Source organism: Legionella nigrisilvae, from assembly GCF_977063395.2.
On the sequence record NZ_CDRUGZ020000043.1, the window covers coordinates 380,048 to 402,205 of the forward strand.

Consider the following 22,158-nt stretch of genomic DNA (forward strand, 5'->3'; position numbering starts at 1 on the left):
TGGGAGAAAAGAATCTCAAATTGAATAATTCTTGGAGTCATTCACCAATTTTATAAATTGCTGCAACTCACAAGTAGTTCCACCACAAGCAGGAATTGCAACTGGATTACCGTTATAAGTGATTTTTACAAGGTAATAATTTGCATCATGTTCATAAAGTGAGAAATTAAGATTTGAAGCATACGGCGGTGCGGTTTGCAAAGGAGATCCCAAAAAACTTAATGCACTTGCAATAGTCCTATCGTGTGCAGATAACAAAACGTATTTAAGCTTGGATTTTTTCTGGCTACCACTATTAAGAAAATTGGCAATATTTGTCATGAGTTTTGAACTGTAAGCAGCTGCTACTGCTTGAGGTTTTTCTTGTGCCATAAAAGCCCAGTTACTGGCATTAATGATTGTTTCTATATCTTGACTACTCAAACCAACGGGCATCGGTGCATTATGGAGTTGATGAATGTATAAAGCATCGCCTAATAATTCAAGATTAGTCAGATTTTTAATTTGAACCCCTGTCAGAGCACTCCAAAGGGGATATTTATCTTTGAGTTCATTATTTTTTTGTTGCCATTCTCTCGTAGAGTACACATATTGTTCCATTAATTTTGCTCGTTCCACGGCACTTAATTGCTGGATGATCACTTCATCATATTTAGAGGGAGCACTAAAAACAGGAATGGGTTGAAATCCATAAGGCAAAGCTGGAAGAGAAGATTCCGTTGTATTTGGTCCTGTCCCTGGCGGGTACAATCCCATTAATAATGACTGTGCACTCATCAATGTGCGTTCATAATCAGTAGAGCGCACATACATTGTTCCATGCTCGTAGCACTCAGGCAATAGATGGTTTTGCTCAATATATTTTTTACGGAACTGGATACCCATTTTATATTCTTGTTGCATACCTTCTGCTGTAAGCTGCCCCGGACCCTCTTGCCATTGATAATTTACAACTGAAAGTGGGACAATCGGAGTCCTATCCCCATGCCGAATGATATCCACTGCAAAAATTAGGGTATCATCTGCAAATAATAACGATGGTAGACTCAGTAGTAAGGCAACGCTTAAACAAAATTTGTAGCCCATTTCATACTCCTTGTTAAGAATATATTTATGTCAAACGGAGGTTTTTTACGTATCACCGGTTTTAGCTCTGCACTATGATGAGTATGCAGGCAAAAAGTCAAGATTTTATTTTCGAGCTCCATTTATCCTTCAGCTGTCATGTAAAAATCCGTAGAAACAAGTAGGTTGATTTTTCCCTGGAAAAATTCCCACATCAATGTAATATAATTTGGCTGTTCAGATCACACATCGATAAATGCCAGGAGTTAAAGTGAACGGATTGAAATATTTTTTTTTATTGATAGGTCTCTGGCTTATAAGTGTAACTGCTTCCAGCGCGAACGCTTCATCATCCAGCACGCTTCATATCACTACTCCGAATAAATCCCTTACCCTGACTCGAACTGAATTGCTATCCCATCCAAATCTAACCCAAGTAACAATTAATAATGACCGCGCTTATCCTGATAAAGTCATGCACCATAAAGCCATCCCTTTATGCAAGTTGCTCGCTCCCTTTCACATAAAAAAACAAGATATCATTGAATTCATAGCGAAAGATAATTTCCATGTCTATGTGCCTGCAGGTAAAGTTATGGACTGTAGTAAAAATGCATCCATAGCAATGTTGGCCATAGAACCCTCATCAAAATGGTCAATAATTGAAAATCACACCGGGCTTACAGCAGGACCTTATGAGATAATTTGGCTTTATCCAGAGCGTTCGTATATATCTCCAGAATTTTGGGCATGGAGTGTTGTTGCGATAAAAATTACTCGAGAACTTAATTACCACCATGTGCTCTCCCCTCCCAAAACAAAAAATACATCGATTGCTAATGGGTACAAAATTTATATTAGTCATTGTGAGGGGTGTCATACCATAAATCATATCGGAAAAAGCGATATCGGTCCGGACTTGAATTGTCCTAAAAATCCTTTGAATTATTATCCTAACATGACTCAATTGAAAAAATTTATTCGGGATCCCAAATCAGTGCGTTCTCTTCCACAGGGCCGAATGACTGGTTCTGATAGACAATCTCTATCCGATAAAGACTTGAATGATTTAATTAAATTTTTCGCTTATATGAAGACCCAAAAACAATGTTAACCCTTCAAAAAAATGCTGGCATTCAGTGACTGCATTGACAACCCTTTTCTAACATCCTAGAGTTTAACTATATAAAATACGGATTTACAACATGAAGCTTATTAAGCAACTTGTTTTTATAATCCTATTAGCAAGCTCTTTCTTTGCTTATAGTAGCCCACTTACTGTTGGGGTTTTGAAATTTGCACCACCTTTCTCATCGACCGACATTGACAATCATTATTTTGGTTTTAGCGTCGACCTTATGGATGAAATATGCAAACGCATTGCTACGGACTGTATCTATAAACCCACAGATTTGGATTCTCAATTTAGAGATCTGAATACAGGTTTTATTGACATTACTTTTTTACCCAGCCCTCTTCCTTCAACTGAACCAACAAATTATGTTTTCAGTCTGCCTTATATAACAAGTAATGGACAATTTATGTCATTAAAAAATTCGAATATCAATTCAATCAACGATATTAAGAACAAAAAAATTGGCGCACTGCAAGCAACATTCATCCAATATAATGTATTACCTAATTATACTTCGAAACAAAATATTAAAGCATATTCTAAAATCACCTCATTAATAGAAGCCCTCAACAATCATGAAATTGATGCCGCATTAGTCAATGAAAATGTTGCTAAATATCTGTTGAATAATACCCTGCAAGGCTTCCAACTCGTAGGAAAACCCATCGTGATAGGAAACGGGTATGGAATCATCGCATTGAGAAAAAATGCTCCTATAATTGATAAAATTAATAAAGCCTTATTAGAAATAGAAACCGATGGCACTTATTTAACCATTTATAATAAGTACTTTGGTGATTAGCCTTATATCTCTCCTTCGATGACTGATATTTCTATTCTAAATACCAAAATATACGTGGAATAAGCGTGTCTTGTGGAGTGATCTTTAACTCTTTGAAAAAATATCTAATTTTATTGATCTGGGATTAGTAATCAACTTAAGATAAACACTAAAATGAATATCCGAAGATGGATTTGAAGATGCAAATATTAAAAACTACTTTGCCTCAGCTTTGTATCGGTGTGTTTGCTATACTATTCCTTACACTTAGCCATGCCAGTAAACCTGTATGGACTTTTACACCAGATCCCAATTATCCCCCCAAAATTTATATAACCCCGATAGGATCCGCGACAATTAAATATACGATAACCAATCAATCCCGTAAAACCCACACTTTATCTATGAAACGTATTGAGGGGATTACCCAGGTTACTTCAACGGGAAATTGCCCAAATCCATTTAAATTAAATTATCATCAATCCTGTACACTTAATTTGTTGGTGAATGGAAGTAAACTATCAGGCAATATTAAGGGTGGTCCTATTGTTTGTGAACAAGGAAATGGACTGGAGTGTTATCGACCTGCCTCAGCTAACATTCTAAATATTACGCAAATTCCTGTAACAAAATATGTAATTACGCCAACAGCGGGTGCACAGGGAACAATTAAACCTAATAAGCCCCAAACTATCATCGCGGGTAGTAATTTGACTTTTACGGCAACGCCAAATGCAGGTTACCAAGTTGATCAATGGTTACTGGACGGAGGTACGGCGCAAAAAGGTGGATCCACGTTCACGCTATTTAATATTGATAGCAATCATACAGTGGAGGTTACATTCACAAGAGCCGGTATAATTTATGCAGGGACTGCTAGCGGTACGGTTTATTTTTCTATTAATAATGGTTTGACTTGGACTCCTACGCCCAAAATACCCTCCTCGAATAATTCAGTGAATGGGATATTCGTAACCCCCACTACCTTATACGTAGGAAGTGGAGATGGTAAAGTGTACTACTCGACTAACAACGGTACTTTTTGGAGCGCTACCACCGCCCCAGGCACTTCAGCCGTAAATAGTGTTTCGGTTACAAAAGCAGCAAACATTTATGTTGGAACACAAGAGGGGAAAGTTTACTACTCAAATGACAAAGGAATTACTTGGGTATCTACCCCAACCAATCCAGGTACAGGAGCGCTCAATAGTATCTTTTTAACTCCCTCTACTATTTATGCAGGAAGCGATGATGGAAATGTTTATTATTCACTAAATAATGGAACTACTTGGAATAAAATCAACGGTCCACAACCAAGTATCCCTGTTCCTATCCAAAATGTTTTTGCTACCAAGAGCCAACTTTATGTTAATACCCGTCAAACCTCATCGAATAGTACCCTACCCCCTGGTACTATCAATTTTGAATATGCCTATTTTACTAACAGCTTAACTAATTCAAATCCGATATGGACTTTTTTATCCCAGATAACGTACACCCTGTTCGTGAATGCAGATGCAACTGTAATCCATGCAGGAACTCAAAATGGTCATGTATTTTCTTTAACCACTGGCGATGATTTGGGATTTATCACATATAGCCCGATTACTAGTCTATTTTTTTTCGGATAACATAGGGAGATAATTCATGTTGAAACTTAAAAAAGTAGTATTTCTTTTATTGTCATGTGGTTTTGTGGCAACCACTCCCTATGCAAATCCAGCAACTAGCTTATCGAGCATACCCAGCCCAGGACTAAATTTACTAAATCAGGCTACTCTGATTCGCCCTCTGGATTCTAATATACATATTTCATTTATAGTGAGATTAAAAATACGAAATGAAACAGAATTAGACAAGCTTGTGCAAGATATTTATGACCCCAATAGTACCCGATACCATCAGTTTTTAACTTATACTCTTTATGAACAAGAATTTGCGCCAAATAAAGAAGCAGAAGAAGTAGTACAACAATTTTTTTCATCTCAAGGAATGCAAGCAAGCATTGTTAATCATAGTATTCATATCACCGGTTCAGTAGCGCAAATTACGCAAGCGCTTCACGTGCAAATGAACTCTTATCAGTATCAAAATAAAATCGTTTATGCTAATGCAAACAAGCCCAAAGTAAATGCAGAGATTGCGCAATATATCGCCGAAATTACGGGACTTAGTACCATTCCTGAATTTCATTCGAATATAGAAAGTATCAAGAACAATACGGATGAAGTCCATGATTTAAATTTTATTTGGAATACTTTTACTCCATTTGCAATTCCCACAGATATTTCATTACAAGGTTTTACAGGTGAACAATTGCAAAAGAGTTATAACCTGAAGAACATTCCTCGTATTAATGGAAAACAACTCGATGGGACAGGCCAGACTCTGGTAATTGTTGATTCTTGCGGCACGAACAGGCCAGATCAGATTTTAAGAGATGCAAATCAATATTTTAAAGCAAACAAAATAAAACCTTTTGTGACTACAGGGCCATTAAAGAATTTTGCGATAATTAATCCTGATGGCACCCCCTTTACACATTGCCCTAATGCAACCTCTTCGAGCAATGAAATCTTCCTGGATATTGAATCATCCCATACAATAGCACCTGGGAATAATACAGTTTTGGTATTGGGTAAAGATCAAAAGACCCTACTAATCGAGGTAATCCACAATCTGATTAAGAATAAAAATAACATTGCAGGTTTTCCTAATGCGTATGTGATTTCTAATAGTTGGGGTGCTGAAGAAACGTTAGATACTTCGCTCGAACAAACATTGAAATTAGCTGCTGCCGCAGGGCTCAGTGTGAATTTTTCTTCCGGAGATTGTGGAGATTTTACCTACAGCACCCAAAAAAAATGTACTGGAACTTGGCCTTCTCCTCCGAAAGTTAATTATCCCGCCAGTTCTGCTTATGCCACTGCAGTTGGAGCGACAGCCTTATTTGTAGATAAAAAATACAATTATGCATTTGAAACCGTATGGGGCTCAGTGAAAGCATCCAAAGGGAGCTATGTGTATGATGGGGGAACTGGTGGAGGCATTAGCAAATTTTATGGTCCAGTTAAATGGCAGAACTCCATTAGAAATTTCACAGCAGGTGGTTATGGAGTTATTAGTAGCTTTGGAAATCGCCGCGCATTACCTGATATTGCAATGCTTGGAGATCCACAAACCGGACTACTGATTATTGCAGATGGAGCACAAATTCAGGACGGAGGCACCAGCTTGGCATGTCCGTTATTTTCCGCCACTTTAATCTTAGTAAATCAAGCTCGTAGTTTACTCAATAAAAAAACACCAATAGGTCAGGCAGCACCTTATTTGTATCAAATGAATCATGTATTACTCGCCAATAGAGCAATCAATCTTATTATTCCTCCAGCTCTTATTATTAGTGGTGCCACACCACCACCATCTACATCGATTCAAGATACCCCTCCTCCAGCTTCAGCTTTTACTATTAAAAATAAAACTTTTGGATGGGATTCCTCACTTACCCTAGAACCGGAAGATCAATTTTGGAATGATGCAGTGGGTATAGGTTCACCTAATATTCCGAATTTTGTTTCAACCATGGCTAAAATGTAGATGATAGAAGTAGGCGCGCAAAATTTGCAGGCAAAATGAAGTGGACCCAGGTTAACTGAGTTTAAGCGCTTTCTGGGTCCTCTACTACGTGATCAGTTATTTGATGTATTTAATAGGCAGAGTGATTTTAAATTCACTTCCTTTTCCTAAAGCACTCTTTATTGAAATGGTTCCGTGATGTTCGTGAATGATACTATAAGAAATAGACAAACCTAAGCCAGTCCCTTTTCCAACGGGTTTGGTCGTAAAAAAGGGCTCAAAAATCTTAGCCATTGTCTCTTTAGTCATACCTACACCTGTATCACGGATACTAATTAAAATATGATTCTTTTTCTTAGAGGTTGTAATAGTAATTTCTCCCTGTTCAGGAATTGCATGTGCTGCATTGGTGATAATATTCATAAATACTTGATTGATTTTTCCCGGAAAACATTCGATCTCAGGAATATCCCCATAGTTTTTATTAATGATAATTCGATCACGAAATTGATTGTGTAATAAAGTTAAGGTGGAATCGATATTCTCATGGATATTTGTTTTTTTCAGATCCCCCTCATCAAGCCGCGAAAAAGTACGTAAATCTTTTACAATACTCGCGGTGCGTCTTGCACCCTCTTCAATACCATCAAGTAAATTATGCGTTTCTTGGAGCGTAAAAGCCAAGTCTATTTCTTTGCTGTATTTTGAAATTTCGAGCAGTTTTTCTTTTATTGGTATTTCAGGGTTAATTTCCTCGTACTTATTTAACAGCTTCATAATATCGTCAATATCATTTTTTAATGGGCCAATATTGGCGGAGATAAAATTAACTGGATTGTTAATTTCATGCGCGATTCCTGCGGTTAATACTCCTAAAGAAGACATTTTTTCTGCTTGAATTAATTGAGTCTCAGCCTGTTTTAACGTTTCTAATGTCTTATTGAGTTGCATATTCTTTTTATTAAGATCCCGTGTACGTTGTTCCACCCGGGATTCGAGCTTGATATTTGCTTGCAGTAATTCTTCTTGCGCTTTTTTTCGTTCGTTAATTACTGCAGACAAGATTAGTGTAGTAAAAAAAATGACTGCAACAAATGCCTGTAAAAATATTAAACTGGTTGAAATGTTCATGAAATTAAATTCTTGATAACCGTGGATCTCCAGCCAGAGTACCGAAATTGAGATTAAAAATGCAGTAATGACTGCCAATCGAAGACTAAAACGCACGGCTGACCATACACAAAAGGGCAGTAAAATATAAGCTAGAGGATAATGCAGCATATAGATCATGCTAATTGCGCCACATAATAGGGTGATTAAGCAAGTATATTCAAGAAATTGCTTCAAATTGAACGTAGGTTTACTATGATACCAAGTCATAATAAGAGGGGTTATAACGATAATGCCTACCACATCCCCTATCCACCAAATAAACCAATTATTAATGATAAAATCAGTTTTAATTAAATCAAATAACACGAGCGATGTAATACCTATAGTGCAACTCGTAAGAGATATAAGAAAATCACCTCCGAATGTAAAAATTAAAACATCTCTGACTGTATAGAATGGTGTTTTGGTGCGAGTGTAGTGTTGAATAAATTGAGCCCCCCAAATTGCTTGTAGTCCCGCTCCAATTCCAATCAAGGTGGATGCAATCCAATTTTGCCAAGAAATCAGATTACCTAATGTCCCAGTGACTATTATTTCAGAAATAACGATTCCGAAGAAAACATTCTTTCCGCACCACAGCACCATAGCCAATGCGGCACCTGATGGAAGCCAAAGAGGGGTAACTAAGGTATTAGGGACCATCCAAATATTACTTATTACCCCTCCTATGGTATAAAGCAAAACTATAATTAGGTTTTGGTACCAGAATTGCCATGTTTTTAGAGTGTCCCAGTTCATTTTTTCTTTCCAAGTACTCTGTAAAGTTTGACTTTTTCTAGTTTGCCTCGGATTACTTGGGGCCCTAATTCTTCAACCAAAATTTCATTAGCAATAGGTCTATAGGTACTTTCACTAATCAATAAAGTATTAGGTTTATTTTTGGTAAGCTCTTCTATTCGCGATGCTGTATTGACCGTGTCGCCAATAACTGTATATTCCATATGTTCACTAGTGCCTACATTCCCTGCGATTACCTCTCCTGTGTTAATGCCAATTCCTATAGCAATTTCTTGGCCAATTGCATCACGGTATTTTTCATTAAATTCACCCAGTGCGTCAATCATTGCTAACCCGGAAAGTACAGCATTTAATTGATTATCAATATGCGAAACAGGTGCACCGAATAAAGCCAATATTCCGTCACCAATTAATTTATTTACGCTGCCATGATGATCGCGAATTTTATGCGTCATTAATTCAAAAAAAGCATTGAGTAGTTCCACAGATTTAACTGGCCCTAATTTATCTGATATAGAAGTAAATTGGCGTATGTCTGCAAACATGGCTGAAACTATACGATATTCACCGCGGATCAGAGATTCTTCTCCCTGAGAATTTAAAATTTCATCAACTATATTTTTAGGCACGTATTTTTGAAATAACTCCATAATTCGTTTTTGATATAATACTTCTTGGTTCAGTTTTTCAACCAAAGACAAACGCTCTTTTTCAAGATTTAACATCTTTAAACCTGTATCGATATTGATCTTTAAATCAACAGGATCCCATGGCTTAGTTATATAACGAAAAACTCGTCCCGTATTAATGGCTTTAATAATTGCTTCAACATCAGTAAAACCCGTTAAAATCATGCGAATTGTATGAGGATACTCAGGAATAATGGACTCTAAAAATTGAACGCCGGTCATTTCGGGCATTCTTTGGTCCGTAATAACAATCTGAATATTATTATGACGCATAATATCCATACCTTCCCGTCCTGAAGTAGCAGTATACACATTAAAATGACGGCGAAATGTCGCGACAAATGCGGTAAGATTATGCGCTTCGTCATCAACATACAGGATATTACATTTTTCATTATCCATAAAAAACTCTTTCGCAACAAATTGAAACCCTATAGATATTTATAGTCCATTGGCTATCACTTTGGCCAGTTTCAATGCTTAGAATAAAAAAGATATTTTTTAATTTTTTTGAACCGTAAACTCGCACTTTTTATTGAATTAATTGGTTTTTTTAAGATAAAAATCCATCCAGTCTTTAAATCGTTGTAAACGATCGATTTGAAAATCGGGTCTATCAAGAGAATGATATTGTTCAGGATATATTATTAATTCGGTGGGTATGTTTTGTGATCTTAATGCCTGATATAACTGTTCCGATCCGATGCATGGCATATTAAAATCCAAACTAGCGCACATAAACAAAGTAGGTGTTTTAATTTTATTGGCCTTCATTAACGGATAACTCAGTTTCATATAAATTTGAGTGTTTAACCAGGGTTTACCTAACTCTGATTCATAATCTAAAGTATATTGGTCTACGCCATAGTTGCCCAAAATATTGCCAGTCCCTGCGCCGCTTACCGCCGCCTTAAAACGGTCAGTGCTGGCAATCACATAATCCGTAAGCATGCCGCCATAGCTCCAGCCTCCCACAGCTAGTTTATGGGGGTCGACAATACCCTTCTCAATTGCATAATCCACTGAAGCAAGAACATCTTTAACATCCAGATTACCCCAATCTGCGTTAATCGCATTAGAAAAATCAAATCCCTTTCCGGAACTACCCCGTGGATTAGGTGCTATGATGGTATAGCCTTGAGCAGCAAGCCACTGCCAGTCAAAATTAAACTCATGACTGAATTGATAAACGGGACCACCATGTAAATTTAAAAGCGCGGGAAATTGTGTCCCAGGTTTATAATTTGCAGGTTTTAGCAATAAACCATCGATCAACGTGCCATCAGCACTTTTAAACTGGATATTTTCTACAGGGCGAAATATAACCTCATCCAAAAGTTTTTGATTATGGTGAGTCAAGGGTCTTAATGAATTTTCTACTGCATAGAGTTCTGGTGGATGTTGATCATCCGAAGAGACAACTACAATATGTTCCTTCGCTACTGAAAATTCACTATCAACTTGTTCTCCTTGAGTTAATGTTTTGACCTTACCTGTAAGCACATCAACCTCACTAAGATGGGTATTTCTGCTTGTTTCAATTAGCGCATAAATTTTTTTACCATCCTCAGACCATTCCGGCTTTGTAAACCATCGATCAAGAGGGGCAATAATTCGTTCTTGATGACTGGTTAATTTAACAACCGCTAGTTGTGTTGGCGCATAGATAGGTGATTTATTATTAAAGCTTAGGTAGGTAATTTGAGAATTATCCGGGCTCCAGGAGGGAATAGATTCCCAATCGGGATCCATGCCAGCTCCAGGAAAACGAGTTAATTGTATCGCCTTACTTCCAGATTTACTACTTATCACATATACATCTGAGTTATAATTCCTATCCGGTTCCATCCCTCTTTTAGAGACAAATGCAATATAGTCTCCATTGGGTGACCAAGCCGGAGCCCATTCATCATATGGTCCCGGAGTTAATAACTCAATTTGTTTACTTTGAAGTGCGATACGATAAAGATGCGTTCTTTTGTCGCCAAGATAACCTTCAGAGTCTTTTTTAAATAAAAACCGTGTAATGATTATAGGTTTGTTTTTAGAAGATTTTTTTTGAGGATCGCTGGCAATAAAAGCGATGCTTTGAGAGTCCGGTGCCCAAGTAAAATCACTTACCTCGTACTGGTTATTAGTTAATCGGATAATTTGCCCACTTTTTCTACTCAATAATCTAAGACTATCATCACTATCCGATAAAAAAGCAATCCATTGGCCATTAGGGCTCCACTTAGGTAGATAATTACTGGCTTTCTTATTATGAGTCAGTTGTTTGGAGACCTTGCCATCGTAAGACACTAACCAGATATTTCTTATTGCGCTTGTTTCGTTGATATTTTCTTCTACTGTATAAACTATCCATTTTCCATCTGGCGACATATCGGGCTCAGCGACAGTTTTTATCCGCATATAATCACTTAAAAGTGGCAATCTTTGTGCAGACCACCCCCTTTCACTCAACATAAAAGCTAACAGCAATAGGACAAGCTGAAAACAGACATGTACTTTTTTCAAAATAATTTCCTTTTAGATATGCATCTCTTATAGTCAGAAATAACAGAGCCAAAACTTCAACCAGCTGGAGATGCGCCAAAGTATCATATCATCGTTGTTTTTATATTAGTTCAAAATTTCATATGTATCGAAAGCTGGAACAAAAAGATCTAAAACTTCGACTTACTAATTTGAATGCTTGTTGTAAGAAACTCTCTCATTATTGAAACTTTATTTGGAATATTTTTATCCAATTAAATTCAAGAGCAGCAAATAAAAAATATTCAAATAAACTACTCACTTTAAAAGCATTTTTACACGAAAGAGCTGATATTTTCACTTCCTGCCAATCAATTCAACAAAAGATTTTTATTGACCAAATAGGACAATATGTGAGATAACCCACACGATATAAAAAGCACAATAATGCAAATTAAGGATCATTATTGATGAATTTATATCAATAAATAACAGGATCTGTCTCCGAAAAACCAGAATGAGACAAAATATCAAGGGAGTTATTTTATGAGAGCATATAGAGAATTACGCCATCTTCCAAATTCCATTCCTTTATCAAAAATAAAGGAAGTTCATTCTTACAGCCGACCCGGCTTTCTTTTAGGAATTTTTTCAGGAAATGGATGGCGTCATAAAAGCATGGAAAAAACAATAGACCACTCGACAGATCCTAAGCTATATAATGAGTTAAAGTCACATGCTGCTGAAAATTTAAAAGCATGGGAAAAAGAAAAAGTAGAGCCTCCCCAAAAAGTTGAAGTGGTTTGCCGAGACTTTGGAGATGCCGCTTTGGAAGCAACTAAAAAGCATGGAAGAATATATCCTATTTTGAATATGGCCAATTCTTTGTTTCCGGGAGGAGCTGCTCTAGAAGGTGGGAGTGCTCAAGAAGAAAATATGTGGCATCGTTCATCTTGTGTCCGTTCATTAGGCTCCCGAGGAATTTATTACGATGAAACTCAAAAATGTTTTCTTTATGATGAACACGCGCGCAGACTCCTAACTGCTGAAGAACAAATGAGCCCAGAAGAACTGGAATCCTTAGGTATAAGACGAGGCATAAAAATACCCCAAGCTTATAAAGTCTTTATGAATGATGAGCCACAGATTTGCTTTCGTGGCCCGGAAATTTTGGTTCCAATAAGTTCTGATGAACTCGCATCAAAAAAACAATTTGTAGCGGACAGTGCATTGAGTTATACCTTCCTTCCAAAAAACAAAATTTTTCCTTTTTATGAATTGCGGTCAGCCGCTCCTGAGCTTGTTGATAGAACGATTGACTTCAAGAATGAAGATTCTGTAAGAGAATATACCCAAGATCTAAGTCGTCGTATCGGTGCCCAATTAGATACCTTAATTCTCAAAGGAAAAACGGACGCCATTATGGGAGCATGGGGATGCGGAAGTTTTAAAAATAATCCAGAGGTTGTTGCCAAAATCTATTCCGAAGAAATTGAAAAACGAGCACAACATTTTCAACATATCATATTCCCAATTATAGATGCTGAACATAGACCTAACTTCGAGGTGTTTAAAAAACATTTAGATGGTATAAAACTGGGAAACTTAGCAACCAAATCAAATACCAAAACACCCGTAGAGCTTAATCCCTATGGTTTGTATGCTCAAGGAACTAAGAAAGTACAGATACCCTCCAAAGAAGAACTTTCGGATCCATGGAAATGTACTATCTTGTAAGTCAAAATCCAATGTTTCTTATTCCCATAGCGCAGCATTTAAAAAGTTGCGCTATTTCTGAAAAATAATGTCCTCTCTCATTTCACATATTGCTTTCCTAAAAGACTCAGATAGGCCTATATCTTATAAATTTCTCGATTGAACATTAATAAACCTCTTTTCTATTCCACTAAACAAAATTTATCTGCTATGATCCTTTTTCATTCGCAGAGCTCATTTAATGACTCTGGTGGCAATTAATTGATCCGCAATAATAGGAGTACTGTGTGCTATCCAAATTAACCCCCATAAATAGATCGATTTTTGTTCAACGCGTATTAAAGTCTTTAACTAAATCAAATTATCCCTTGTTTTCAGACAAACTGGATATCTCGTATGCATCTCTGTCATCAAAAGAAATAAAGATTGGAGCTGAGCAATTACATAATAGCCTTCCATCCGGAAGTGACTTACTTTTCAGAGGAACAGAAGGTACTAAAGAAGTTTTTGAAGCCATGACGAGTAATTATCTTGGGATGTCTTCCGTTCAGAGAAAAAAATCATCCAATCATGATATTGTGAGCTATCTCGTTGATAATGACAGTCGATATTTTTTTTCTGCATCGCCCTGCAAATATACAGCACAGCCCTATGCAGCTGGCATATCAATCATTCCATGTCGCGGTTTCATTTGGGTCACTGGACTGCCTAAAGTATATACGCTTCCGCAAAAACATTTATTTTTAAACGAGGAATTATTTGATAGTTATACAAGAAAAAAAATTAAAGAATTGGACAAGCATGAAAAATTTTATCCTATAAAGGAAACCACTGCGAGCAACAATGAAGTAACGATTGTTATTGGTGCTGCTAAAGACGATAATTGGGCATTAAACGTTTCTGAAGACGTAATGAAAGTAATTCAAGTACGAGGTCCTGGTCGCCTCCTAGGAAAATTTATGGCTTCCAATGAGATAGTGCACGTCCAAGATATAGAAAATCCAGATTTCAAAAAAAGAGTGTGGTCTCTTGAAGTAGTATTCTCAGATGGAATAATGCTTGAAAACTTTGAACGCATGAATAAAAGAGCTCGAGAATTAGGTTTAATAGGAATGCACGAACGTTTGTTAACCATTCATGATGCGGCAAGCGTAGTAGATTCTGAGGAATTAGAAGAATTAAATTCCCGCTACAGCGTCCCAACTACTCTTAGAGTTGCAAAAGTCCATAAAGATATTCCTTTGGGCCTAAAAGAGCCCTTAATTCAATGCATAGCGGCAGAGATTAGAAGTACAAAAGCCTTAGAGGAAACTACACACGTAAACAGCTCTAATACATTATGAATTATTGCGTAGGCTTGGATTGATATAGGCTCTTCTTAAATGAAGAGCCTTTTTAAAAATTAGTGCACAAGAACATAGCGACCATTTTGTAACATATACTTATGGCCATTGTGATCCACATATTGGGGTTGTGCTTTGTAAACTGTATGTCCAGTTACAACTCCAACGCCAGTACCAACTACCCTGCCTACACCATGACCTACAGCTGCACCCGTATTAGCTATAAAACCTACCCCGGTACCTACCACATTAGCACCATATTTTACTCCAGCGCCTACAGTTTGATTACTGTATTGGGCAGCTTGGTTCATCGTATTACAACCCACTAAACTTAAAGACATGAGTAATGCTGTAGATGTAATTATTGCTTTCATTATTTTCTCCTTGAACCCATAAAAATGACTTCTATATGTATTTATAGTTTATAAATTGAACATTTGTTAGGATTTTTTAGAGAAAATATTTGTTGGGCTCAGGATAAAATAAAGAATTTTAATCATAATCTTTCGAAATTTGTTTTAATTTTATAAACAAATCAAAATTGAATTATAGCCATCTGAATTGAAATTTTGCGTCTATTTAATGTAAGAGAAGGGGAGCAAAAGCAACATCTTTTATAGGTAATACATTAAATTCAAGCGATCAATTCAATGCACTACCGCTATTCATCAAACTCTTTTTATTAGAACTCTTCCTGATAAGAATCCGGAAGGTTTCCTTGAAAGTTTCTAAAATTTTCTTCCGCTTCATCCTTTTTTTCAATACTATAACAATCCTTTCGCTCCGCAGGATCTTGTATATCGTCACAAGTGCTATTATTTGGATTTACTGCATTAACAGCAAATGCATTCAACGAACAGAATGCTAAAATCAAAACTAATTTTTTCATAATTGACTCATAAATTTATTTTTCTTGTTCGAGTAATCATACCTAATTCGAGAAATAAAATATATTTAATTTGCTTCAATGATATGGACTCAAAAATAATGGTCTTAGTTATCTAATGATAGGTAACTCAATTGAAGCCCCCTAAATTTTTCGTACATGCAAAGTTAATCTGCATGCACAAATGAAGTCTTAAAAGCATAAAAGCGAGATCGACTAAATAGATAATAATGTGCTTACTTCATCAATTTGCTTGCGTTGTTTTGTTAGTTCGTCTTGTTGGGACTTATCAAACATCAATTGCTCAAGTGCTGTAATCACGGTATAGGGCAAAGGTTTAACTGCTGCAGCATAAAAGCTGCTGTAGTTTTTATTACCAAAAAAGTTCACGTTTTGCGGTAGCTTGCTCATAGTTTCAACTATTTTATTTCCTTGAGATTCTAATTGTTTTGCTTGTGCTTCTGCCTGGGTCACATAATGATAGATACCAAATGTACCTCCAACTACCAGCGACAAACCAATAACCAGAGGCGCTATAGAAGTAACCGAAGCTAAAACCAGCACCAAGCCTGTGGCAACCGCCAATGTGGATAACACAGTATTACAACCACTATCAGCAATAGATAATAATTGCTGATTTAAATCTGAAACTTGTTTAATAAATTCAGCTAACCCCTTCTTATTTTGTTCAAAATTAATGTAATCATAAATGTCTTGATTATGACTTTGATAACCTTGCATCGCGCTGAGATGATTTAACATTTGCTCAATGATATAGGTTAAATCTGTTATTGTCCCTTTACGAATATATACCATTACAATGTTATAAAGTGTCTTCAACCAATGAGGTTCGGTATTCATAAATTCTCGAGAATAAAGATCCAACTTTTGAATAAACTCAACCGACAATTCCTTGCCGATATCCAGATGATTTGTTCTCCAAAAAGCCAATCCACTCGAGTATTTGGGTAAACCGTCAGCAAAACTTTTATTTCTTACTGTTAGAGTATTTAACAAACTGACATACATATAAAATTTACCAAAATGGTCAGTATTTTGATTTTCAATCTGGTGACATAATAACGCTAATTGACTTGATGGCATTCTTAACTCACTGTAAAAAAAAAATGATAATATAATAATGTGAATTATTAGTCACTCGTTTTCCATTGTAAGATTTTTCTTGGTCAGGTCACAGTTTTAAGCCCTATAAAGGCAGCGCAAAGCACTCACCATTCCTTAGATAAGATTGAAATAATGGGCTCTGAGCAGAGCCCATGCATTCTTATTTATATGAAGCATTCACCGGACAAGTGAACGTTTGTCCCTTCGTGGAAAGGGTTGCTTGAGAGGGTAAGCTAATAATACCATTCGCGTTGAAACCAATATTTGGCACATATACCGCATCGTTTAAAGTCATTGCTAAATTTCCATTGGTAAAGGATATAGTTGCATTCCATACTGAGGTCACCGCAGTAATCCCCTTAGCTACTAGACTTAATATCGCAGGATTAGTCATAGGTGACTTGGTGCTGATGTATAGGTTACAAGAACTCCCAGCCCAAGAGTCTTGTGGGGCCCCCCAAGTACTACATTGGGACTTAACACTACAATTATTAGATGCCACCACGGTATAATGAATAGTCTCTTGCTGAGCCGTATTCGCACTGATACTCAAATTTGTATTAAACTGAGCAGAACATAGTGTATTTTGGGGTAACTGAAGCGGTGTAACATTGATTGTGTAGTTACCAACAGGAAGGGAAACATCTTTTGGTGTTGAGCCAAGTAGCTGAACACTACTGGTATTAGAGTTCGAAGAATAAGTTACCGTAAATAGCTGGTCCGCATTGATAGGACAATTGCTATCTCCTGTAATCTGAATATTGAGAGTGCCCTTAGGCTCTTCAACATATTTAACTTTAATATCCGTTTCAGTATTTAAAGAAACAAGAGCCGTGTTTGTATTTTCGGGCACATAATTGATGCCGTCACTATTGGTAATTGAGTTTCCGGTTAACGTATAATTTCCTACAAGGACGTTGTTTAAACAGGTCAATGTATCAAAAGCGGTTAAGTTAAATTGATAACTGTTATTAACCGTTGTAGCTGTGGTCACAGGAAATTTTGTTCCCGTATATACAATTGGCATAGGTACTGTTACGCATAATTTGCCGTATTGTTGCACGGGTAAGAGTGCATTAAAGAGATCATGCAAATCTTGTTCTTTCCATGCAAATAGACTTAGATCAGAGTCACTTGCTCGAAGCCCTACAGGAAAATCAGCATTATTGAAGGTCCAAAAAAATAAATTATAATTTATTTTTTTATTAATCAAATAAGGTGCAACTGAATTTAGAAAAAAATCTTCGCCCCCAGTTGCAGGTATTTGAACGTCATATCCTAATTCACCGATTACAAATGGAAAACCTGAGTTCAATAAAAAGCCAAAGTTCCAATCAAATCGTATAGGACTGTCATTTGCATCGGACTGCCACCCAGCCACCTGAGATCCATATATATGGGGGCAAAAACTAGATGTCCGTTATTCCCATCATTATTAGGCCCCAACAACCAATCTGCGATAACATTTGGATCGGTGTTGCTAAAATTATTCGTTTTAATCGCTTGAATTAATTGGGTTCTAAAAGTGATGCATCAAACCGAGCCACGCCGTTCGCTGACTGCGTTGTATCTAGTAAAGAGCGGAAATTTTCACCCCAATTTGAACCAATATTGGTTACACGCGAGGTATTCGCTGTAGGACAACGACTGTTGTCGTTAGTTAAACTAATGACATTCGGATCATTAATTTTTGTAGAAGAAGGCAAACAAATAGTAGCAGTATAAATCACTTTTACCCATACAACAAAGAATAAACACCCTAAATAAAAGTCCTTGATAGGTTAAACTTTCGAAGCATTGATGAGGGAGCTACCTTTTAATAGGTTAACTGTGAGCTCTTATCATTATACGTAATGGGCATAAACCAAATTGTAAGTTAGAATAAACTTTTAATTAATACGTATGAAATGAACAAAATTTTAAAGCGAATTATAGGCTTATACTGCTTCTCTTTTACTCTTCATGCAGCTACTCAAACCTCAATTAGTTATTCACCGGGGCTTGGGTCGCCGATTACTACGGCGACTGCGGATACCCTGGATAAAGGCCAAATAGGGATCAGTCAACGCGCAGAATATTATCCAAGCATCCCTTTGTCTAGTACTGAACTTTTACAACATCCCTTAGCAGAAAGCCAGAAGTCTACTTTTACGAATTATCTTCAGGGATTTTATGGACTAGAAGATAATATAACCATAGGCATCAGTATCCCTTATGTGGTTAATTCATCCATCTCTGCTGTTAATTTTGATGCGGAAACCAATATAAAAAACATTATTCAATTGGGAAGCCCTTCGGGTATAGGCGACACCAATATCTTTTCTTTGTGGCAATTTTTGAATGGGAACAAAGCTTTTGCTTCACTGGCATTACTCTATGGCATCAATGCCCCGACAGGTAAAACCACAGTAAGAGATAATTATGGTGTACTCTTTTCTGCATCCGATCAACCAGGAAGTGGTGCCTGGACTCCCTTTGCAGGAATTATTATTTCAAAACAATTTAAGAAGTTTTCCTTAAGCGCAAACTTATTATATACACAAAGTACTGAAGGTTCTCAAGAGACAACTCAAGGCTCCATATTCGATTATAATTTTGCGGCTGTCATAGAGATGTACACAAAAAAAAAATTACACGTTGATGGTATTATCGAACTTACTGGCGAATATGCTGAAAAAGATAATATTGCAGGTTTAAGTGATCCAAACAGCGGTGGAAATAGTATTTTTTTATTACCTGGCTTAAGAGTAAATATGAATACCAATTTCTCGTGTTATTTTGGAGTTAATGTTCCCCTAGTCCAAAACTATTACGGAACTCAGGTGAAAAGTGCATACGGGCTCACTGGAGGAATTGATTTCACCATATAATAGTTCCGATTGTTTATCAGTTTAAAATGATCTTGTTACAATTGGTTTCTAATAATTGGCAATTGTAATGCGGTTGTAATTAACTCCCTGCGGCTATGACAGTTGAGTTTATTTTTAGCTGCATTAAGGTGATCTTCAACTGTTCTTGGTGATAGGTTTAATTGTTGACCAATTTGTTTTATTGTCATTCCTTTAACCAAATAATATAAGCATTTAATTTGTTTCGTTGTGAGTTGAGGGTACGAATTTTGATCTGACCGCTGAGAAGGAAGAACATTGAACTCAACAGGGCTGGGCATAGCCAAGGGTAGTGTCTCGTGTATGGCTTTAAACAATGAAGCATCATCATCTATCAAAAAAGATATTCCCACAACCCCCATGATCGTTCCTTGTCGCGTATACAATGGTGCTTTACGACTCAGATAATGCTGAATAGAACCATCCACTTGGACTGTCTCAATAAATGTTTTTGCTTTATTCTGTTGTATTATCTCTGCATCATTTTTTGCGAGTATAGGAGCTTGTTCTTTCCACAATAAGTCCGAATCCCTCATTCCCTTCATATCTTGCATCTTATTTACAAATAACATGTTCTGATTGCAGTCTAGATAACGCCCTTTTTTATCTTTTAAATAGATATTTGCCAGAGTGGTATCTAGAATATTGTCTACATTTGCTGTTTCCGTGTGTATATAGTGATCAATTTTATGCATTACCTAGTACATCGATAATAATTTATTAGGATTATTATACAATAATGAGCAACTTGTGTACAGAATCCCACTGATATCGAATTCCCTTTCTAGCAAGGTTTGACTTACTAAGAGCCCACCTCCACGGAATTAGAAAAATTAACAATAACAGATAACATACGTCCAAGACCCCACATACCTCCAAGACAGATAAATAGAAATAGCATATGTGCAATTGAAGTGGTCCTGAAATAAAAGACTTGAAAAAAAATAGAAAAACACATGAAGACTAATCCGAATAAAATAGTACACAATGATCCTAAATGTTCAACTGGCTTCCCTACAAAAAAGGCTAATAGAAAAATATATATTGAAATTGCAAATAAGATACGGTCGAATTTCTCTCGAATATCATACCAATATATAAGTTCAAAAAATAAGATAACTATACCTAATACCCCGGCCAAAAAAACGAACATGACTAGGGCCTTACCCTGCTCGTTTTTAGAAAATAATTTCATCAATCCATTCATTGGTACGTCTTAATTATTTTATAAGCATCTTCCTAGTTTGTTATGAATTTAATAATTTGGATACCGTATTGATCACGGTGTTTATTAGATCGTCAAATCTTGAAAATAATATTCTATGAACTACCAAAAGCGATGTTGGTTTTCTTTACAAATTTTTAATTCCAAGAGGACTATGAAGCAGAATCAAATGTTTTTTCCTATACTTATTGATGTAATTATTTGAAGTTATGAAATTTATAATTTCTCATTTTAATAGATATTTTTGAACCAGTTCCGTGATGAGTTTGTTTAAGTATCGAATCAAATATTTTTAGGATTGAAATAAACTAACTATTAAGGACAGATACATGTACTTTGATTCTTTTAGTCGTGAGGAATTACAAGATTTTATATTCCAATTTGAACAAGCACTCTACAATCATCACCAATGGTATAATCTAATCATACGTTCCCTTATATGTAGATTACCGCCTGATTTACACGACATGAGTACGAGTGCTCATAAAGAATGTCAATTCGGCCAATGGTATTATGAAACTGCGTCCAAGAGATTAAATCAACATCCAGGATTTATCGCACTGGGAGAAGAGCATCTGCAAATGCATAGAGCAGCCGCTACCCTGTTAGTCGCAATAAGTAAAGGCAATGCTGTATCCCCTCATGATTATGATATTTTTTCAAATACCATGGAAAAATTACATCTCGAAATTTTGGCAATGCAACGAGAATTAAGTGAATTACTTTATAATCGTGATCCATTAACGGGCTCGATCAACCGGAATAATATGTTACCCATCTTACGAGAACAACAGGAATTAGTTAATCGACAAATACAATTATGCAGCTTAGTAATGATTGATTTAGATCATTTTAAAGAAATTAATAATAAATACGGACATGCAGCGGGTGACAGCGTATTAGCTTCCGTATGTCGATTTATTATGGAGAATATGCGCCCTTACGACAAAATTTTTAGAGTTGGCGGCGATCAATTTTTACTGTGTTATCAAAATACTAATACTGATCTCGCTCTTGAGATCACGGAACGTATTCGGATAGGAATTTCTTCACTAAAAATTAATATAGATAACCTTAAAACTATTCATTTAACAGCTTCATTTGGTATATCGCATCTTAAGACAGGTATTACAATTGAAGAATCCATCAAAAACGCTGACCAGGCTCTATATAAAGCAAAAAAAGAAGGACGAAATTGCGTACAAGTTTTTGATTCTTGACAGGTTTCTAGTCTTAAGAAGTGCTATCTTATAACTCAATGTGTGCAGTTAACCCTAGGGAAATCAATGAAAAAAAATTCATGGTTTCATTTCTTCTATACGATTAGGCATCCCATTGCAATT

The 22,158-nt window shown here is 36.3% G+C and carries 18 protein-coding genes; 8 read left to right on the top strand and 10 right to left on the bottom strand.

The features are described from left to right. Positions 1-15 precede the first annotated feature (15 nt). Positions 16-1,086, bottom strand: coding sequence for a histidine phosphatase family protein (locus tag ACWTE2_RS32110; protein ID WP_454785953.1), 1,071 nt, complete (start codon positions 1,084-1,086; stop codon positions 16-18). A 250-nt stretch (positions 1,087-1,336) separates the two neighbouring features. Here ACWTE2_RS32110 and ACWTE2_RS32115 point away from each other — a divergent pair, with 250 nt between their 5' ends. From ACWTE2_RS32115 to ACWTE2_RS32130, 4 genes are all read left to right on the top strand, one after another. Further along, positions 1,337-2,179 carry a c-type cytochrome gene (locus tag ACWTE2_RS32115; RefSeq protein ID WP_454785954.1) on the top strand — a complete coding sequence of 281 codons (843 nt, stop codon included), beginning with the start codon at positions 1,337-1,339 and terminating at the stop codon, positions 2,177-2,179. Positions 2,180-2,270: 91 nt separating this feature from the next. Further along, the gene (locus ACWTE2_RS32120) at positions 2,271-3,002 is read left to right on the top strand and encodes a transporter substrate-binding domain-containing protein (protein WP_454785955.1); all 732 of its coding nucleotides are present in this window, start codon (positions 2,271-2,273) and stop codon (positions 3,000-3,002) included. 179 nt (positions 3,003-3,181) lie between these two features. Then, the gene (locus ACWTE2_RS32125; RefSeq protein ID WP_454785956.1) at positions 3,182-4,612 is read left to right on the top strand and encodes a DUF6242 domain-containing protein; all 1,431 of its coding nucleotides are present in this window, start codon (positions 3,182-3,184) and stop codon (positions 4,610-4,612) included. A gap of 16 nt (positions 4,613-4,628) precedes the next feature. Next, positions 4,629-6,578, top strand: a complete 1,950-nt coding sequence (locus ACWTE2_RS32130) for a S53 family peptidase (RefSeq protein WP_454785957.1) — start codon at positions 4,629-4,631, stop codon at positions 6,576-6,578. Positions 6,579-6,674: 96 nt separating this feature from the next. On the opposite strand, the gene ACWTE2_RS32135 is transcribed toward ACWTE2_RS32130, so the two are convergent. The 3 genes from ACWTE2_RS32135 to ACWTE2_RS32145 all read right to left on the bottom strand — a co-directional run bounded on the left by ACWTE2_RS32135 (position 6,675) and on the right by ACWTE2_RS32145 (position 11,623). After that, the gene (locus ACWTE2_RS32135) at positions 6,675-8,468 is read right to left on the bottom strand and encodes an MASE1 domain-containing protein (RefSeq protein WP_454785958.1); all 1,794 of its coding nucleotides are present in this window, start codon (positions 8,466-8,468) and stop codon (positions 6,675-6,677) included. Then, the gene (locus ACWTE2_RS32140) at positions 8,465-9,559 is read right to left on the bottom strand and encodes an adenylate/guanylate cyclase domain-containing protein (RefSeq protein ID WP_182393166.1); all 1,095 of its coding nucleotides are present in this window, start codon (positions 9,557-9,559) and stop codon (positions 8,465-8,467) included. Before ACWTE2_RS32140 ends, ACWTE2_RS32135 begins: the two co-directional genes overlap by 4 nt. Positions 9,560-9,697: 138 nt before the next feature. After that, positions 9,698-11,623 carry a S9 family peptidase gene (locus ACWTE2_RS32145; RefSeq protein ID WP_454785993.1) on the bottom strand — a complete coding sequence of 642 codons (1,926 nt, stop codon included), beginning with the start codon at positions 11,621-11,623 and terminating at the stop codon, positions 9,698-9,700. A 555-nt stretch (positions 11,624-12,178) separates the two neighbouring features. On the opposite strand from ACWTE2_RS32145, the gene ACWTE2_RS32150 reads away from it, so the two are divergent. Together ACWTE2_RS32150 and ACWTE2_RS32155 are read left to right on the top strand one after the other, a co-directional pair. Next, on the top strand, positions 12,179-13,369 hold the full coding sequence (locus ACWTE2_RS32150; protein ID WP_454785959.1) for a poly(ADP-ribose) glycohydrolase domain-containing protein: 1,191 nt from the start codon (positions 12,179-12,181) through the stop codon (positions 13,367-13,369). Between the two features lie 266 nt (positions 13,370-13,635). Continuing rightward, positions 13,636-14,691 (top strand): hypothetical protein, encoded by a 1,056-nt coding sequence (locus ACWTE2_RS32155; protein WP_454785960.1) that lies wholly within the window; start codon positions 13,636-13,638, stop codon positions 14,689-14,691. A 59-nt stretch (positions 14,692-14,750) separates the two neighbouring features. Here ACWTE2_RS32155 and ACWTE2_RS32160 read toward each other — a convergent pair whose 3' ends face one another. The 5 genes from ACWTE2_RS32160 to ACWTE2_RS32180 all read right to left on the bottom strand — a co-directional run bounded on the left by ACWTE2_RS32160 (position 14,751) and on the right by ACWTE2_RS32180 (position 18,432). Beyond that, positions 14,751-15,065, bottom strand: coding sequence for a hypothetical protein (locus ACWTE2_RS32160; RefSeq protein WP_182393163.1), 315 nt, complete (start codon positions 15,063-15,065; stop codon positions 14,751-14,753). Positions 15,066-15,373: 308 nt separating this feature from the next. Further along, positions 15,374-15,580: a hypothetical protein gene (locus ACWTE2_RS32165; protein ID WP_454785961.1), complete on the bottom strand. Its 207-nt coding sequence runs from the start codon at positions 15,578-15,580 to the stop codon at positions 15,374-15,376. Positions 15,581-15,793: 213 nt separating this feature from the next. After that, positions 15,794-16,681, bottom strand: a complete 888-nt coding sequence (locus ACWTE2_RS32170; protein WP_454785962.1) for a hypothetical protein — start codon at positions 16,679-16,681, stop codon at positions 15,794-15,796. 181 nt (positions 16,682-16,862) lie between these two features. Further along, on the bottom strand, positions 16,863-18,083 hold the full coding sequence (locus tag ACWTE2_RS32175) for a hypothetical protein (protein ID WP_454785963.1): 1,221 nt from the start codon (positions 18,081-18,083) through the stop codon (positions 16,863-16,865). A gap of 127 nt (positions 18,084-18,210) precedes the next feature. After that, entirely contained in the window at positions 18,211-18,432 is a 222-nt protein-coding gene (locus ACWTE2_RS32180; protein ID WP_454785964.1) for a hypothetical protein, read from the bottom strand. A 177-nt stretch (positions 18,433-18,609) separates the two neighbouring features. Here ACWTE2_RS32180 and ACWTE2_RS32185 point away from each other — a divergent pair, with 177 nt between their 5' ends. Beyond that, the gene (locus ACWTE2_RS32185; RefSeq protein ID WP_454785965.1) at positions 18,610-19,572 is read left to right on the top strand and encodes a transporter family protein; all 963 of its coding nucleotides are present in this window, start codon (positions 18,610-18,612) and stop codon (positions 19,570-19,572) included. Between the two features lie 35 nt (positions 19,573-19,607). Here the strand turns inward: ACWTE2_RS32185 and ACWTE2_RS32190 are convergent, their stop codons facing one another. After that, the gene (locus tag ACWTE2_RS32190; RefSeq protein ID WP_454785966.1) at positions 19,608-20,285 is read right to left on the bottom strand and encodes a helix-turn-helix transcriptional regulator; all 678 of its coding nucleotides are present in this window, start codon (positions 20,283-20,285) and stop codon (positions 19,608-19,610) included. An 859-nt stretch (positions 20,286-21,144) separates the two neighbouring features. On the opposite strand from ACWTE2_RS32190, the gene ACWTE2_RS32195 reads away from it, so the two are divergent. Next, on the top strand, positions 21,145-22,035 hold the full coding sequence (locus tag ACWTE2_RS32195) for a diguanylate cyclase (RefSeq protein WP_454785967.1): 891 nt from the start codon (positions 21,145-21,147) through the stop codon (positions 22,033-22,035). Positions 22,036-22,158 lie beyond the last annotated feature (123 nt).

Coding starts and splice junctions, on each gene's coding strand:
- ACWTE2_RS32130 (WP_454785957.1), top strand. CDS start 4,629: ATGTTGAAACTTAAAAAAGTAGTATTTCTTTTATTGTCATGTGGTTTT.
- ACWTE2_RS32145 (WP_454785993.1), bottom strand. CDS start 11,623: ATGTTGAGTGAAAGGGGGTGGTCTGCACAAAGATTGCCACTTTTAAGT.
- ACWTE2_RS32190 (WP_454785966.1), bottom strand. CDS start 20,285: ATGCATAAAATTGATCACTATATACACACGGAAACAGCAAATGTAGAC.
- ACWTE2_RS32110 (WP_454785953.1), bottom strand. CDS start 1,086: ATGGGCTACAAATTTTGTTTAAGCGTTGCCTTACTACTGAGTCTACCA.
- ACWTE2_RS32135 (WP_454785958.1), bottom strand. CDS start 8,468: ATGAACTGGGACACTCTAAAAACATGGCAATTCTGGTACCAAAACCTA.
- ACWTE2_RS32120 (WP_454785955.1), top strand. CDS start 2,271: ATGAAGCTTATTAAGCAACTTGTTTTTATAATCCTATTAGCAAGCTCT.
- ACWTE2_RS32125 (WP_454785956.1), top strand. CDS start 3,182: ATGCAAATATTAAAAACTACTTTGCCTCAGCTTTGTATCGGTGTGTTT.
- ACWTE2_RS32165 (WP_454785961.1), bottom strand. CDS start 15,580: ATGAAAAAATTAGTTTTGATTTTAGCATTCTGTTCGTTGAATGCATTT.
- ACWTE2_RS32195 (WP_454785967.1), top strand. CDS start 21,145: ATGTACTTTGATTCTTTTAGTCGTGAGGAATTACAAGATTTTATATTC.
- ACWTE2_RS32185 (WP_454785965.1), top strand. CDS start 18,610: ATGAACAAAATTTTAAAGCGAATTATAGGCTTATACTGCTTCTCTTTT.
- ACWTE2_RS32160 (WP_182393163.1), bottom strand. CDS start 15,065: ATGAAAGCAATAATTACATCTACAGCATTACTCATGTCTTTAAGTTTA.
- ACWTE2_RS32150 (WP_454785959.1), top strand. CDS start 12,179: ATGAGAGCATATAGAGAATTACGCCATCTTCCAAATTCCATTCCTTTA.
- ACWTE2_RS32140 (WP_182393166.1), bottom strand. CDS start 9,559: ATGGATAATGAAAAATGTAATATCCTGTATGTTGATGACGAAGCGCAT.
- ACWTE2_RS32170 (WP_454785962.1), bottom strand. CDS start 16,681: ATGCCATCAAGTCAATTAGCGTTATTATGTCACCAGATTGAAAATCAA.